General features: G+C 68.0%; 15 protein-coding genes. 7 read left to right on the forward strand and 8 right to left on the reverse strand.

The genetic code is table 11. The features are described 5' to 3' along the window. The first annotated feature begins 12 nt into the window (after positions 1-12). The 3 genes from OG210_RS14170 (at position 13) to pknB (ending at position 5,052) form a co-directional block, all read left to right on the forward strand. On the forward strand, positions 13-1,407 hold the full coding sequence (locus OG210_RS14170; protein WP_328329010.1) for an FtsW/RodA/SpoVE family cell cycle protein: 1,395 nt from the start codon (positions 13-15) through the stop codon (positions 1,405-1,407). After that, positions 1,404-2,867, forward strand: a complete 1,464-nt coding sequence (locus OG210_RS14175) for a penicillin-binding protein 2 (RefSeq protein WP_328329008.1) — start codon at positions 1,404-1,406, stop codon at positions 2,865-2,867. Before OG210_RS14170 ends, OG210_RS14175 begins: the two co-directional genes overlap by 4 nt. A 163-nt stretch (positions 2,868-3,030) precedes the next feature. Further along, the gene (pknB, locus tag OG210_RS14180; protein WP_328329005.1) at positions 3,031-5,052 is read left to right on the forward strand and encodes a Stk1 family PASTA domain-containing Ser/Thr kinase; all 2,022 of its coding nucleotides are present in this window, start codon (positions 3,031-3,033) and stop codon (positions 5,050-5,052) included. A 130-nt stretch (positions 5,053-5,182) separates the two neighbouring features. Here the strand turns inward: pknB and OG210_RS14185 are convergent, their stop codons facing one another. From OG210_RS14185 to OG210_RS14210, 6 genes are all read right to left on the reverse strand, one after another. Continuing rightward, positions 5,183-5,914, reverse strand: coding sequence for a class E sortase (locus OG210_RS14185; RefSeq protein ID WP_328329003.1), 732 nt, complete (start codon positions 5,912-5,914; stop codon positions 5,183-5,185). Positions 5,915-5,943: 29 nt separating this feature from the next. After that, positions 5,944-7,248, reverse strand: coding sequence for a class E sortase (locus OG210_RS14190; protein ID WP_371536790.1), 1,305 nt, complete (start codon positions 7,246-7,248; stop codon positions 5,944-5,946). Next, positions 7,245-7,883 (reverse strand): aminodeoxychorismate/anthranilate synthase component II, encoded by a 639-nt coding sequence (locus OG210_RS14195; protein ID WP_328328998.1) that lies wholly within the window; start codon positions 7,881-7,883, stop codon positions 7,245-7,247. Before OG210_RS14195 ends, OG210_RS14190 begins: the two co-directional genes overlap by 4 nt. Next, the gene (locus OG210_RS14200; protein WP_327296448.1) at positions 7,880-8,056 is read right to left on the reverse strand and encodes a hypothetical protein; all 177 of its coding nucleotides are present in this window, start codon (positions 8,054-8,056) and stop codon (positions 7,880-7,882) included. Before OG210_RS14200 ends, OG210_RS14195 begins: the two co-directional genes overlap by 4 nt. Before the next feature lie 61 nt (positions 8,057-8,117). Beyond that, the gene (locus tag OG210_RS14205) at positions 8,118-8,834 is read right to left on the reverse strand and encodes a class E sortase (protein ID WP_371536793.1); all 717 of its coding nucleotides are present in this window, start codon (positions 8,832-8,834) and stop codon (positions 8,118-8,120) included. Between the two features lie 20 nt (positions 8,835-8,854). After that, a complete protein-coding gene (locus tag OG210_RS14210; RefSeq protein ID WP_371536797.1) occupies positions 8,855-9,622 on the reverse strand; it encodes a DUF881 domain-containing protein in 768 nt (255 codons plus the stop codon). A gap of 146 nt (positions 9,623-9,768) precedes the next feature. Between OG210_RS14210 and crgA the strand changes: the two genes are divergently transcribed. Next, positions 9,769-10,026, forward strand: coding sequence for a cell division protein CrgA (gene crgA / locus OG210_RS14215; protein WP_328328992.1), 258 nt, complete (start codon positions 9,769-9,771; stop codon positions 10,024-10,026). Positions 10,027-10,477: 451 nt separating this feature from the next. Here the strand turns inward: crgA and OG210_RS14220 are convergent, their stop codons facing one another. Both OG210_RS14220 and OG210_RS14225 read right to left on the reverse strand, forming a co-directional pair. Next, positions 10,478-11,374 (reverse strand): rhomboid family intramembrane serine protease, encoded by an 897-nt coding sequence (locus OG210_RS14220; RefSeq protein WP_328328990.1) that lies wholly within the window; start codon positions 11,372-11,374, stop codon positions 10,478-10,480. Between the two features lie 165 nt (positions 11,375-11,539). Then, complete coding sequence (locus OG210_RS14225; RefSeq protein WP_328328988.1) at positions 11,540-12,091, reverse strand: peptidylprolyl isomerase; 552 nt, start codon at positions 12,089-12,091, stop codon at positions 11,540-11,542. 294 nt (positions 12,092-12,385) lie between these two features. Here OG210_RS14225 and OG210_RS14230 point away from each other — a divergent pair, with 294 nt between their 5' ends. The 3 genes from OG210_RS14230 (at position 12,386) to OG210_RS14240 (ending at position 14,973) form a co-directional block, all read left to right on the forward strand. Then, the gene (locus OG210_RS14230; RefSeq protein ID WP_371540285.1) at positions 12,386-13,075 is read left to right on the forward strand and encodes a DUF5324 family protein; all 690 of its coding nucleotides are present in this window, start codon (positions 12,386-12,388) and stop codon (positions 13,073-13,075) included. 380 nt (positions 13,076-13,455) lie between these two features. Then, the gene (locus OG210_RS14235) at positions 13,456-13,968 is read left to right on the forward strand and encodes a hypothetical protein (protein WP_328328984.1); all 513 of its coding nucleotides are present in this window, start codon (positions 13,456-13,458) and stop codon (positions 13,966-13,968) included. A 45-nt stretch (positions 13,969-14,013) separates the two neighbouring features. After that, entirely contained in the window at positions 14,014-14,973 is a 960-nt protein-coding gene (locus OG210_RS14240; protein ID WP_328328982.1) for a hypothetical protein, read from the forward strand. Positions 14,974-15,043: the final 70 nt, after the last annotated feature.

Consider the following 15,043-nt stretch of genomic DNA (forward strand, 5'->3'; position numbering starts at 1 on the left):
CCTTTCACCACCATGAGCGTTGTCACCAACACGACCACCATCGGCGCGATCGAAGCACCGAGCCGTCGCAACACCGAGCTGCTGATGCTCGTATTCGCCGTCGCCATCTCGGTGTTCGCGTACGCCAACGTGGGCCTCGCGATCAACGGTTCGCTGCCGTCGGGCATCCTCGGCTACGGAACGGGCCTCGCGCTGCTCGCGGCAGTCGGCCACATCGTGGTCCGCAAGTTCGCACCGTACGCCGATCCGCTGCTGCTGCCGCTGGCCACCTTGCTGAACGGCATCGGGCTGGCCATCATCTGGCGGCTCGACCAGTCGCGGCTGCTCCAGCAGGCGGACCACTTCGCACCCGCCGCTCCCAACCAGCTGATGTACTCCGCGGTGGGCGTCGCCCTCTTCGTCGGTGTCCTCGTGCTGCTCAAGGACCACCGGATCCTCCAGCGGTACACCTACATCTCCATGGTGGTGGCCATGCTGCTGCTGGTCGCGCCGATGTTCTTCCCGGCCAAGTTCGGCGCCCGGATCTGGATCAACATCGCCGGTTTCTCCATCCAGCCCGGTGAGTTCGCCAAGATCGCCATCGCGGTCTTCTTCTCCGGCTACCTCATGGTGAAGCGCGACGCCCTGGCCCTGGCCAGCCGCCGCTTCATGGGGCTGTATCTGCCGCGCGGCCGTGACCTCGGACCGATCCTCGTCATCTGGGTGATGTCGATCCTCATCCTGGTCTTCGAGACGGACCTCGGGACCTCGCTGCTCTTCTTCGGCCTCTTCGTCGTCATGCTGTACGTGGCGACGGAGCGCACCAGCTGGATCGTCTTCGGTCTGATCATGTCCGCGGCCGGCGCCGTCGGCGTGGCCACGTTCGAACCCCACGTCCAGCAGCGTGTGGACGCCTGGCTCGCCCCCTTCTCCAAGGCGACCCTGGCGCAGAGCGACCAGGTCGCGAAGTCACTGATGTCCTTCGGCGCCGGCGGGACCATGGGCACCGGCCTCGGCCAGGGCCACTCGGACCTCATCGGCTTCGCCGCCAACTCCGACTTCATCCTCGCCACCGTCGGCGAAGAGCTCGGCCTCGCCGGCACCATGGCCATTCTGGTGATCTACGGGCTGATCGTGGAGCGTGGCGTACGTACCGCGCTCGCCGCCCGTGACCCCTTCGGCAAGCTCCTCGCCATCGGGCTCTCCGGGGCCTTCGCCATCCAGGTCTTCGTCGTCGCCGGCGGTGTGATGGGCCTCATCCCACTGACCGGTATGACCATGCCGTTCATGGCGCAGGGTGGTTCCTCCGTCATCGCCAACTGGGCCCTGATCGGCATCCTGATCCGGATCAGCGACACCGCACGGCGCCCCGCCCCGGCCCCCGCCCCGTCACCCGACGCCGAAATGACCCAGGTGGTCCGACCGTGAACAAGCCCCTGCGCCGAATCGCGATCTTCTGCGGTCTGCTCGTTGTCGCCCTGCTGCTGCGCGACAACTGGCTCCAGTACGTCGAAGCCGACAGCCTCAACTCCCGCACCGAGAACCGCCGCGTCGAGATCGAGCGCTACGCCCACCAGCGCGGCGACATCATCGTGGACGGCAAGGCCGTCACCGGCTCGACCGTGACGGCCGGCAGCATGTACAAGTACAAGCGCACCTGGAAGGACGGCCCCATGTGGGCGCCCGTCACCGGGTACGCCTCGCAGGCCTTCGGCGCGACGCAACTGGAGAATCTGAACGACTCCATCCTGACCGGCAACGACGACCGGCTCTTCTTCGACCGGACGCTCTCCATGTTCACGGGTGAGAAGAAGCAGGGCGGCAACGTCGTCACCACGCTGAACGCCGACGCCCAGAAGGCCGCCTTCAAGGGGCTCGGCGACAAGAAGGGCGCCGTGGCCGCCCTCGACCCGAAGACCGGCGCGATCCTCGCCATGGCCTCGACGCCCTCGTACGACCCCTCGACGTTCGCGGGCAACTCCACGACCACGGACTCGAAGAACTACACCAAGCTCAAGGACGACAAGAACGAGCCGCTGCTCAACCGGGCCCTGCGCCAGACGTATCCGCCCGGTTCTGCCTTCAAGGTGGTCACGGCGTCGGCCGCCCTGGAGGACGGCCTGTACGACAGCGTCGACACCCCGACCAGGTCCCCGCTGCCCTGGCGGCTGCCGCTCTCCACCCACGACCTGCCCAACGAGGGCAATCTGCCCTGCAAGAACGCCACGCTGGTCGAGGCCCTGCGGGTCTCCTGCAACACGGTCTTCGGCAAGATCGGCGCCGACCTCGGTGAGGACAAGATGCGTGCGGAGGCCGAGAAGTTCGGCTTCAACAGTGAGCAGTTCACGCCCACCCGCTCCAACGCCAGTGTCTTCTCCAAGAACATGGACAAGGCGCAGACCGCGCTCTCCTCGATCGGCCAGTTCAACACCTCGGCCACTCCGCTGCAGATGGCGATGGTCGCCTCCGCCGTGGCCAACGACGGCACGCTGATGAAGCCGTACATGGTCGACCGCCTCACCGCTCCGAACCTGGACACCGTCGCCAAGACCGACCCGGAGAAGCAGAGCGAGCCCCTGACCAAGGAGCACGCGCAGATGGTCCAGAAGATGATGGAGGCGGTGGTCGAGAGGGGCACCGGCGGGAATGCGAAGATCCCCGGCGTCACCGTCGGCGGCAAGACCGGTACGGCGCAGAACGGCGTCAACAACAGCGGCAATCCGTACGCCTGGTTCATCTCGTACGCCAAGACCGATCAGGGTTCGCCGGTAGCCGTCGCCGTCGTCGTCGAGGACTCCAACGCCTCCCGCCAGGACATCTCCGGTGGCGGTCTCGCCGCTCCGATCGCCAAGGACGTCATGGCCGCCGTCATCAACAGCAAGAAGTGACGACCGTGGCGGGAGGCGCACGATACCTGCCCGATACCGGTCCGATATCAGCTGGCGGTCGCGGGCTGATCATCGGTCCGTGGCCGGTAGCGTATCCGCGAACAGCACACCGCCGGACCACCCCAGGGTGCGGTCGGGACATACGGAGAGGGCTGGATTAGCTATGGAAGAGCCGCGTCGCCTCGGCGGCCGGTACGAGCTGGGCTCGGTGCTCGGCCGTGGTGGCATGGCCGAGGTCTACCTCGCGCATGACACCCGGCTCGGCCGCACCGTCGCCGTGAAGACGCTGCGGGCGGATCTCGCCCGCGACCCGTCCTTCCAGGCCCGGTTCCGCCGTGAGGCCCAGTCGGCCGCCTCGCTCAACCACCCAGCGATCGTCGCTGTCTACGACACCGGCGAAGACTACGTGGACAACATCTCCATCCCGTACATCGTGATGGAGTACGTCGACGGGTCCACGCTCAGGGAGCTCCTGCACTCCGGCCGCAAGCTGCTGCCCGAGCGCACCCTGGAGATGACCATCGGCATCCTCCAGGCGCTGGAGTACTCGCACCGCAACGGCATCGTCCACCGTGACATCAAACCGGCCAACGTCATGCTGACGCGCACCGGACAGGTCAAGGTCATGGACTTCGGCATCGCCCGCGCCATGGGCGACTCCGGCATGACGATGACGCAGACGTCCGCGGTGATCGGCACGGCCCAGTACCTCTCCCCCGAGCAGGCCAAGGGGGAGCAGGTCGACGCCCGCTCCGACCTGTACTCGACCGGCTGCCTGCTCTACGAGCTGCTGACGGTCCGGCCTCCGTTCATCGGGGACTCCCCGGTCGCGGTGGCCTATCAGCACGTACGCGAAGAACCGCAGTCCCCCAGCAACTTCGACGCCGAGATCACGCCCGAGATGGACGCCATCGTCCTCAAGGCCCTGGTCAAGGACCCCGACTACCGCTACCAGTCGGCCGACGAGATGCGCGCCGACATCGAGGCGTGCCTCGACGGCCAGCCGGTCGCCGCGACCGCGGCGATGGGCGCGGCCGGGTACGGCGGTTACGACGCGGAGCAGCCCACCACCGCCATACGGCAGCAGGACCAGGCCGACGGCCAGACGTCCATGATGCCCCCGGTCAACCCGGACGACGGCGGTTACGGCTACGACGACCGCCCCGACCGCCGGCGGGGCCGGGACCAGAAGAAGTCCAACACGTCGACGATCCTGCTCATCGTGGCGGGCGTCCTGGTGCTGGTCGGCGCGATCCTCATCGGGAAGTCGCTGTTCACCAACTCCGGCAGCGACTCCGGCAAGGTCAGCGTGCCGCAGCTGGTCGGCCAGTCCCTGGACAGGGCGAAGGAATCGGTCGCCAACTCGAAGCTGAAGCTGACCGTGGCGCAGCGCAAGCCCTGCGACAACGCGGCCAAGGGCGACGTCTGCAGCCAGGACCCGAAGTTCGGCGGCGCCACGCTCAACCAGGGCGAGACCATCTCGGTCGTCGTGTCCACCGGCGCCCCCAAGGTCGAGGTGCCCAACGTCAACGGCGAGACCGAGGACAGCGCCACCCAGATCCTTGAGGGCAAGGGCTTCAAGGTGAATCCTCAGCAGGTCGAGTCCAGCCAGGAAGAGGGCAAGGTCTTCGACCAGTCCCCGAAGGGCAACACCACGGCCCAGAAGGGCTCCGAGATCACGATCAAGATCGCGCAGTCGACCAAGATCCCGGTACCGGACGTCAAGGGCCGCACCTTCGAGGACGCCTCCAAGCAGCTGACCGACGCGGGCTTCCAGGTCTCCCGGGCCGCCGACCAGGAGTCGGACCAGACGGTCGGCACGGTGATCAGCCAGGACCCGGCCGGCGGCGAGGCCGCGAAGGGCGCGACGATCACGCTGACGGTCGCCAAGGCCAAGGCAACGCCTTCCCAGACGGCGGTCCCCGAGATCAGGGGCAAGAAACTGTCCGAGGCGAAGCAGATCCTCAACGGGGCCGGCTTCACGAACATCCAGGTCGCGGGCGGCAGCAACAACAACGACAACGCGATCGTCACCGGCTCCGACCCCGCGGTGGGAACCCAGGCCGACCCGAGCAGCACCACCGTCACGCTCACGACCATCGGCGGCGGTGGCGGCGGGGGTGGTGGCGGCGGTCACAACGGCGGCAACAACGGCGGCGGCGGCATCCTCGACGGCTGGGGCTAGTCACAGGCCACCGCAGTACTAGGCACGGGCGAAGGCCCCGGCCCCCTGGCAGGACTCCTCGGAGTCCAGCCGCTGGGGCCGGGGCCTTCGCCCGTGGTTCAGGTCTGTGCGTGGCCGGTCCGGCCGGGCGTCAGCGCAGCTCCGCCGGCGGGGTGCGCTTCGCGTCGACCTTCACCGTGCGCTCCAGCTCGCCCCACACGATGTACCGGTACCGCGACGTGTAGACGGGAGTGCAGGTCGTCAGCGTGATGTAGCGGCCCGGCTTCTTCTTGCCCGACTCCTTGGGCACCGGCTGGAGCACGTCGACGTTGTACTTCGACGTCTGCCGGAGCTCCTTGAACACCTTGTACACGTACCAGGTGTCCTTGGTCTCGAAGACGACCGGATCACCGGTCTTCACCTTGTCGATGTTGTGGAACTTCGCGCCGTGCCCGTCGCGGTGCGCGGCCAGCGCGAAGTTGCCCGTCTTGTCGGACGGGAGCCCCGCCTTGACCGGCTTCACGTAGTAGCCGGCGACGCCCTCGTTCAGGACGCTGGTGCTGGTGCCCCGCCTGACCAGGACCTCTCCGTTCTTCATCGACGGCACATGGAGGAAGCCGATGCCGTCCTTGGTGTCGAGGGCGCCGGGACCGGTGCTGCCGTGCGACCAGTTGTCGCGGATCCTGTGGCTCTGTTCCGCCGCGTGCTGGTCGGCCACGACGTTCGTCCACCACAGCGAGTAGACGACGAAGAGTCCGAGCACCAGCCCCGCTGTGATGAGCAGTTCACCGAAGACACTGACCGCGGTCGCGATCGGGCCCCGGGTGCCGCGGCGGACGCGGGGCGTGGTTGTCTGCTCGTCCTGCTCGGTCGTCGATGCCACCGCACCTGTCCCCTGTAGTCCGTAACCGTTCAGCCTCCGGTCAGGGCTTCGGGCATCCCCTTGCTCCGTGGCCGTTCATCAACCATCTTGCCCCACACGACCATTCGGTACGTACTGGTGAACTCGGGGGTGCACGTCGTCAGCGTGATGTAGCGGCCGGGCCGGGTGAAGCCGGATCCCACCGGCACCGGCTGGATCACCGACACGTTCGCCGGGGACGTCTGCGCCAGACGGCTCGTCACCTCGTAGGTGTAGTAGTCGTCCCGCGTCTCGACGACGACCTTGTCGCCGTCCTTGAGCTTGTTGATGTAGCGGAACGGCTCACCGTGGGTGTTGCGGTGGCCCGCCAGCGCGAAGTTACCCGTCTTCGCCGAGGGCATCGCCGTCTTGAGCTTGCCCTCGCTGTAGTGACCGACCATCCCGCGGTCGAGCACCTTGGTCTTGCTGACACCCTCCGCGATCGGCACGACCACGTCCAGCTTGGGGATGTGGATGATCGCGAACCCCTGTCCGGGCTCGAAAGCACCGGGCGCACCCTTCTTGTCGCCGCCCTTCGCCCAGTTGTCCTGGAGGCTGTGGGCCGTACCGTTGGCCTCCTGGTGAGCGCGTACGTTCGTCCACCAGAGCTGGTACGTGACGAACAGCAGCATCAGCACACCCAGGCTGATGAAGATCTCACCGATCGCCCGGCTGGCGATGACGGCGGGGCTGTCCTTGAGGGCACGTGCCGCGAGGCGCGCCTCCATCCGGGTGCGGGGGATGGCCGGGATGACGGGTTCGGCGGGCGCGGTGCTCTTGCGGCCCCGACCCTTGGCGGCCTTGCGGCGCTCGGCGCGGCCACCGGTCGGCGCGGGGGGCAGGTCCGCGGCGGCGGACGACACAGCTGCGGCCGACGAGGGTGCGGCTTCGGCGACCCGGAGGCCCACGGTCTCGTCGTCCCGTACGGCGGGGAAAACGGCCGTGCTCCGCTCCGGGGCCGGGCCCGGTTCCGGTTCCGGGAACGACTCCGGAGTCGCGGGCGCGGGCGCAGACCGGTGGGCCGGGGTCGCGGGGGTGGGCGTGGCTATGGGCTCGTACACCGCCTCCCGCCCGTACCAGTCCTGCGGCGGATCCTGTACGGCCCGCTCCGGCGCCGTGTCCTCCGACCGGAACCACGGCGAACCGTGTCTGCCGGTCGGCAGCGGATCCGTCAGCGGGTCGTACCCCGGGCCGGGGCGACCGGTGCCGGCGGCCCCGTCGTGCTGCCCGGCAGTCGGTCCCGCGGGTCCGGACCCTCCCGGTGGTTCCGGCGCCGCCGCTCCCGAGCCGTCCTGTTCGGGGCGCAGTGCCGTCACGCCGCGGCCTTGCCCACCACCGGCGCGAGCCCTGCCGACCGCCCGACCGCACCCTCGTCGCCGCACTGGACCAGCCAGTTGGCGAGCATCAGGTGGCCGTGCTCGGTGAGCACCGACTCGGGGTGGAACTGCACGCCCTCGACCGGCAGTTCCCGGTGGCGCAGGCCCATGATGATGCCGTCGGCGGTCCACGCGGTGACGGCGAGTTCGGGCGGCACCGTCCGGGGCTCGGCGGCCAGCGAGTGGTAGCGGGTCGCGGTGAAGGGCGAAGGCAGCCCGGCGAAGACACCGGCCCCCTCGTGTGTCACCGGGGACGTCTTGCCGTGCAGCAGCTCGGGCGCCCGGTCCACCACGCCGCCGTACGCCACAGCCATCGACTGCATGCCCAGGCAGACCCCGAAGACGGGGACCCCGGTGTCGGCGCAGTGCCGCACCATGTCCACGCAGACACCGGCGTGTTCGGGCGTCCCGGGTCCGGGGGAGAGCAGTACACCGTCGAAGCCGTCCTGCGCGTGCGCGAGGGTGACCTCGTCGTTCCGCACGACTTCGCACTCGGCGCCGAGCTGGTACAGGTACTGGACCAGGTTGAACACAAAGCTGTCGTAGTTGTCGACAACGAGGATGCGGGCGCTCAACGCACTGCCCCCATCCCCTGGTCGACCGTCACGTCGTTGAACGGAAGCAGCGGCTCCGCCCACGGGAAGACGTACTGGAAGAGCAGGTAGACGAGAACGAGCACGAGCGCGAGCGAGATGACCGCCCTGAGCCATACGTTGCCCGGCAGATGCCGCCAGATCCAGCCGTACATGCTGTCCCTTCCGTTCGTGGTACGGGCACCAGAGTAGAGGGCTGTGGCAGGCTCCCGTGGGTCACCCGCGCAAAGCGGCCGGCTTGCCCTTCGTCACGGGCTGCGTGGAGTCGAGGTGTCCCCAGGCGATGAGCCGGTGACTGCTGCCCCATTCCGGGTCGCACGTGGTGAGCGTCAGATAGCGGCCGGCCCCCTGAAAACCCGACTTCACCGGTACCGGAGCGATGACCCCGGTGTCGGACGGCACGGTCAGATAGGGCTTCTTGTCGATGCGGTACGTGAACCAGGTCGTCCCGTCCGTGAGCACCACCGCGTCGCCGGGCCGGAGCTTCGGGAAGTCCTTGAACGGGTCGCCGTACGTACGCCGGTGTCCCGCAACCGCGAAGTTTCCCGTCGCGCCGAGGCGCGCGGTCCCCGCGTAGTGGCCGAGGCCCCGCTGGAGCGTCCCTACGGCCGTGTTCTGCAGCACGGGCCTGCTCCAGTCCCGGCCGAGCCGGGGGATGTACATCACGGCGAAGGGCTTGCCCGCGCGGTACACGACGGGGACGGGGGTGGTGGCCGGCTTCGGTTTCGACGGTGCTGCGGTGCCGGAGCCGGCTGCGGGGGCGGCGGCCGCGCTGCGGGCCCACTGGTGGTGGAGGTCGTCGATCTGGTGGTCCGCGGCGTTGTCCGCTTTCACACCCGTCCAGAACAGCAGATACGCGACGAACAGCACGATCAACGCCCCCACGGTGATGCAGAGTTCGCTGAAGCTCCTGACGATCAGTCGCACCGTCACAGCCGTCCGCCTCCCTGGAACTACCCCACAGGTCCTGCGTAATGGAGATCCACTGTGCCCGAGTAACCGGGAAGAGTCATCGCCTGGTAGTCATCGACTTTCCAGCCGAGTCCGTACGCCTTCACGTACTGCAGGTAGTTCTGGATCGCCGAGGAGGCCGTGAGCGCCTTTTTCAGCTTGTCGGGGTTGCCGACGGCCGTCACCTTGTACGGGGGCGAGTAGACGCGGCCCTGGAGGAGCAGGGTGTTGCCGACGCAGCGCACCGCGCTGGTGGTGATCAGCCGCTGGTCCATGACTTTGATGCCCTTGGCACCGCCCTGCCACAGGGCGTTCACCACCGCCTGGAGGTCCTGCTGGTGGATGACCAGGTCGTTGGGCTGCGGTTCGGGGTAGCCGGGGTTGGCGGTGGTGTTCGGCGGGGCGTCGTCGAGCGTGACCGAGACAGCGGATCCGCTGAGCTTCTGCGTACCGGCGGACTTCTCCAGTGCCTTGAGTCCGGCGTCCTCCTTCTTCGTGGCGCCTCCGTCACGCTGGGCGAGCGCGTCGACATCACGGCGGACGGCGGCGGTGGAGTCGCCGAGCTCCTTGTTCTTGCCGTTGCGCTCCTGGATGAGGTCCGAGAGTTTCAGCATCGACGCATCGGTGCGGATATCGGTGCCCTTGGCGGTATTGAAGCTGGTCACGAAGATGAGCCCGGCGAGCGCGAAAACGGCGGCGGTGAGGACCCGGACCGGCCTCCAGTCGCGGTGGCGGGCGGCCCCTGTGGGAGAGTCGTCAGAATTACTCAACGTACCCTTATCTCCTTCCACACCCCGGAAGCACTACGCTAACGGACGCCCGGGGGAGGCAATGCGCCCCGTCGCATCCCGCTCCCGGCACTTCCTACACAGTTCCCCCTGCGCGGTCACGCAGCGCATCGACAGGAGAGCCCCTCGTGCCGAAGTCACGTATCCGCAAGAAGGCCGATTTCACGCCGCCGCCCGCGACGAAGCAGGCGACTGCCATAAAGCTGACCAATCGCAGCTGGGTGGCGCCTGTGATGCTGGCGTTCTTCTTGATCGGTCTCGCCTGGATCGTTGTCTTTTACGTAACGGACGGCAGTATGCCCATCAAGCCGTTCGGGAACTGGAACATCGTGGTCGGCTTCGGCTTCATCGCGGGCGGCTTCGGGGTCTCGACCCAGTGGAAGTAGCCCTGCGGGCTCCCACATCTCCTGGTGACCGTCAAGCCCTGCCCTGAGTTATCCACAGCGCTATCCACAGCCGGGGAAAACTCAGAAGATCTGTGGATAACTTTCGGGCGTTGACGCCGGTGTGACTACTCGGCGCCATACCACAACAGCGGTCGGCCCCTTGCCCTTCCTGGGGAAACCCAGGTCAGCGGCAAGGGGCACTGCTGTTCCCCACAGGATGCACAAGATCCGCCACTCGCTGTGGACAACCGGGTCCCGAACAGGTCTGCAACAGGTCTGCAGCTGGCCCACAGCGGCTCTGCAGCAGGCTCGCTGTGGCTCCGGGTAGCCATCGGGGAGGGGCCGCCTGGCCCGCTCAGTCGGCACCTGCCCAGAGGCGCGGCACCTGCCCAGGGGCGGCCCGCTCAAGTCGGCGCCGCCTCAGGGGTCGGCCGGCTCAGGTCCAGCCCGCTCAGGTCAGCATCGCGGTTCTCGCCAGCACCATGCCGATGATCGCCACCAGAATCAGCGCACAGGTCCCGAACTGCAGCAGCGTCCGCCGCTCGCGCGGGGCGTGCACCATCCCGATCGCGATGACGATCCCGGCGACGAAGCCGCCCAGATGCGCCTGCCAGGCGATTCCGCCGGTGAAAGTGAAGATCACGTTGACCACGAGTAGGCCCAAGAGCGGCCGCATGTCGTAGTTCATGCGCTTCATCAGGACGCCGGTGGCACCCAGCAGCCCGAAGATGGCGCCCGACGCACCGAGCGACGCCTCGGTCGGCGAGGCGATGAGATAGGTGAGGGCGCTGCCGGCCAGCCCGGAGAGCAGATACAGCGCGATGTAGCGGGCTCGGCCGAGCGCCGCCTCCAGCGGCCCGCCGATCCACCAGAGGCTGAGCATGTTGAACCCGATGTGCGCGTAGTTGGCGTGCATGAACATCGCCGTGACCAGCCGGTACCACTGCCCCTGGGCGACGCCCACCAGCGGCCCGAACGGCGTGGTCTGCGCCTGGCCCACCAGCTCGAAACTGGAGTCGAAGCTGTTGTTGTTCGCCACCTGCATGATGAACACCAGCACGTTGATCCCGATGAGGATCTTGGTGAGCAGGCGCGGGTCGGCGGTGACCGCCCCGCCCGCCACAGTGCGCGGCCGGCTCGCCGCGGCAGGGGTGCTCCCCGTACCCGACCCGCCGCGCACACACTCCGGGCACTGGAAGCCGACGGAGGCGCTGATCATGCACTGCGGACAGATCGGCCGCTCACAGCGGACGCAGCTGATGCCCGTCTCCACGCCGGGGTGGCGGTAGCAGTGGGGCAGACCGCCCGCCCTGGACTGCCGCTCCGGGCCTCCTGGCAACTCTTCCATCGGGTTCCCTCGTCTCGTACGGGTCGCGTACGCACTGCACCCGCCCCGCTCGTCATACGGACGAACGGTGCGGGTGGTTCCCGTACCGGATGAGGCAACGGGTTCTCTGCTCCCACCGCTCCCGCGCCCGCGGGATCCGGCGGCCGGCACCGGCCGCCGCGCGGTTCAGCTCTTGCGGGTCTCGACGCCGTCGCGGGTCTCGACGACCACCGTCTCGATGACTACGTCCTGGACCGGCCGGTCGGTGCGCGAGTTGGTCGGGGTGGCGATGATCTCGTCGATGACCCGCTGGCTCGCCGCGTCGGTGACCTCGCCGAAGATGCTGTGCTTGCGCGTCAGCCAGGTCGTCGGCTGCACCGTGATGAAGAACTGCGAGCCGTTGGTGCCCGGTCCCGCGTTGGCCATGGCGAGCAGGTACGGCTTGTCGAAGGACAGGTCCGGGTGGAACTCGTCACCGAACTCGTAGCCGGGACCGCCTGTGCCGTTGCCCAGCGGGTCGCCGCCCTGGATCATGAAGCCACTGATCACGCGGTGGAAGACGGTGCCGTCGTAGAGCCGGTCCGTGGACTTCTTACCGGTGGCCGGGTGGGTCCACTCCCGCTCTCCCTGAGCGAGCTCGACAAAGTTCCTGACCGTCTTCGGCGCGTGGTTCGGCAGCAGCCGAATCTCGATGTCGCCATGGTTGGTCTTCAGGGTGGCGTAAAGCTGCTCGGCCACGATGTGCCTTCCGTAAGTCTTCTCTGACGTTCACCGATCCTCGCACGGACGCGGAGCGCCGAGCCGCCACGCAGGGGAAAAGCACTCGGGTGACCGCCGAACCGGCGCACACCGTGCCGAACCATGGCAATGTCGGCCGCAGAACTCCCCCTTGCACCACAATGACGGATTACGTCTTTCCTGACCCGGATGCCTGATCTCACGTGCCGCGAAGGTGCAGGACGGGCATGATTTCGAAATGGGTGGACAGGCGAATGACAGAACGCCACCGATGAGGAGGAACCCGTGACCCGCATGGACAGCGTGCGCGCCGCGACCGGTACGGCGAAGGAGAACGTGCTGCACGCCGCGGAAGTGGTGGCGCCCTACGCCGGAACGGCCAAGGAACAGGCCACGCATTACGCCAACGAAGCTCGTGTTCGGCTGGCCCCGAAGGTCTCGCTGGCAGCACAGCAGGCCCGCACTCAGTACGACGCACGGCTCGCACCCCATGTCGACCAGGCCCTCACTCATGTACCGCCGAAGGTCGACGCGGCGGCGCAGCGTGCGGCCAAGGCGGCCCGGCAGGCGCAGTGCCAGCTCGCACCGAGGGTGGAGCAGGCCGTGGCAGCGGCCCAGCCCGTCCGCGAGGAGGCCGTGGCCCGCAGTGCGGCCGCCGTCGCGGCGCTGCGCGGTCAGGTCTCCGCGAAGCAGATCCAGAAGCTGGCCAGAAGGCAGCAACGATGCGCGAAGGCGGGTCGGCTGGCCAAGGGCGTCATCGTGCTCGGCGTCGTCGCCGGAGGTGCGTTCGCTGCCTGGAAGTGGTGGGACAAGCAGGCGAACCCCGACTGGCTGGTCGAGCCGCCCGCGCCGACCGAGGTCGCGGACCGGCGTCCGCCGCTCAGCGCAGTCGACGGCAGCGCCGACGCGCTGGACCCCGAGGTCAAGGCCAAGCAGGCCAAGGCCCAGGAGGCAGACCAGGAGCGTGACGACCCCCGGAACTGATCCGGCGGGCGGCGCCGCCACCGGGCCGGCAGACGCGAGCGTGCGGGGCGCCAGGAGACTCGTCTCTCCTGGCGCCCCGCACGCGTGCGCGGGCAGGACCGTGGGCGGGCAGGGCCCGTACCTGTACGTCGTCACCGTTTCACGTGAAACACCCATCCACAGCGGACCGACCATCGAGCCGTCTGCCCTGATTCACACCCCTACCGTGCCCCGAACGTCTCGGGCGGCCCCTTGAGCAAGGCATCTGCCAACGCCCAGCAGCCGCGCCGTCCTCGGCTTCTGCCCCCGTGCGGCCAGTACCGTCATCCGCCGTCATCCCGTCAGCGTGCCGAGGCAGCGTGGCCGGTGACAAGACCACGCGCCTTCGTCATGCTGAAGGCATGAGTGACATCGGGGATGCACTGTGGAACGTCGACATCGACGCCTCTGACTACTCCAGGGCCAAGGACCGGTATCAGCAAGCGATACTCGAACAGTACAAACTCTGCGTGGAGATGGCTGACCGCGTCAGCGCCCGGCGCAACCTCACCAACACCTTCTTCCTGTCACTCAACAGCGCCGTGGTGGCCGTAGTGGCCGCGCTCTCGGGCCACGCTCTGACCGGCACCTCCGTCTGGATACTGACGTCCGGGCTGCTGATCCTGTTCGCGCAGTGCGCGGCGTGGTGGGTGATGGTGCGCTCGTACCGACAGCTCAACACAGCCAAGTACGAGGTAATCGGGGCCCTGGAAGCGAGGCTGCCGGCCTTTGCGTACTCCCGGGCGGAGTGGGGGGCACTGGGCCAAGGGCTGGACTGGCGCAGATATCTGCCGCTGACACACGTCGAGCAGTGGGTGCCGGTCATCTTCGCGGTCTCCTACCTCATGGCCTTCGTCGCCGGCATCGCGATGTGACATGTTCATGAACCGTAGTTGCGCGAGTGCACTACGTTCGTCTCCATGCGGGGGCACAAGTTATGGCGCGGTATCCGTGGTGGCGGGGTGCTCATCCTCTTGGGTGTCGGCGTCCTCCTGGCCCTCGGGCTGAAACTGCTGTCCCTGCACCGGCAGTACGGCGGTTACTTCGATCCACTGACGTTCGTGCGGCCCCTGGTGTACGTCGCTCTGATCGCCATTCCCATCGCCCTCACCTGGGGGCGCTACCGGCGCACCACGCGGACGCAGATGTATCAGGAGGTACTCGGTCCGCTGGTCGGGTCCGAAGAGGAGTACTGCCTGATCCTGCGGCCGTTCGGCAGTGACGGCGAAGTCGCCCTGTCCCACGCCGGGTTCGGCGCCTCCACCATGGAGCAGGCGATCGCCCGCAGCGCCCGGAAGGCTCTCGGGCTCAAGACCTACGCGCTGGTCGACCAGGACCGCAGGCTCGCGCCACCGGGGCCGGTCTGGATGCGCTCGCCCCACGACCAGTGGCAGGGGGTCGTACGGACCCTCATCCGCCGCGCGCATTCCATCGTCCTCATCCTGCCTCCGGGGCAAGGGATCCGCGACGCTCTGAAATGGGAGATCGACCAGATCACCCAGCACGAGCTCCAGACGCGACTGGTGCTGGTCCTGCCACCGGCCCAGCTGTACAAGGCGGAATACCCGCGGGCGTTCGTGGACGCCTGCGTGATCACGGCCGCTCTCGAGGGTTTCGCGGGCTCAGTCAACGACGTCAGCACCCTCCTCGTCCACCAGTTGGAGCTGACGCTCCACGAGCGGACCCAGGTGGTGAAGTACTGCCGGACTCGCGCTGGAGACACCCCGGTGCTGCGCTGGTGGTACGTCAAGCGCAGACTGGGCCGAAGGGGGTCCGCGCGCTTCTTCCAGGGAGCGCTCACCGCCGCACTCCGCACGACCGAACAGGAACTCTCGGGTCGCAGCTTCCCGGCACGGTACCCGTGGCCGCTGTCGCCGTGACGCGGCTGTGCGGCTTACCGAGCGGGCTGAGCGGGCCAGCGGCGGGCCCGGGACAGGATCCGCCGCCCGC

The organism is Streptomyces sp. NBC_00466 (assembly GCF_041433995.1).
Classification (GTDB): Bacteria; Actinomycetota; Actinomycetes; order Streptomycetales; family Streptomycetaceae; genus Streptomyces.

Bases quoted from the DNA above. Each gene is read 5' to 3' on its own strand.
- OG210_RS14235 (WP_328328984.1), top strand. From the start codon at position 13,456: ATGAGTGACATCGGGGATGCACTGTGGAACGTCGACATCGACGCCTCT.
- OG210_RS14200 (WP_327296448.1), bottom strand. From the start codon at position 8,056: ATGTACGGCTGGATCTGGCGGCATCTGCCGGGCAACGTATGGCTCAGG.
- OG210_RS14240 (WP_328328982.1), top strand. From the start codon at position 14,014: ATGCGGGGGCACAAGTTATGGCGCGGTATCCGTGGTGGCGGGGTGCTC.
- OG210_RS14230 (WP_371540285.1), top strand. From the start codon at position 12,386: ATGGACAGCGTGCGCGCCGCGACCGGTACGGCGAAGGAGAACGTGCTG.
- OG210_RS14220 (WP_328328990.1), bottom strand. From the start codon at position 11,374: ATGGAAGAGTTGCCAGGAGGCCCGGAGCGGCAGTCCAGGGCGGGCGGT.
- pknB (WP_328329005.1), top strand. From the start codon at position 3,031: ATGGAAGAGCCGCGTCGCCTCGGCGGCCGGTACGAGCTGGGCTCGGTG.
- OG210_RS14170 (WP_328329010.1), top strand. From the start codon at position 13: ATGAGCGTTGTCACCAACACGACCACCATCGGCGCGATCGAAGCACCG.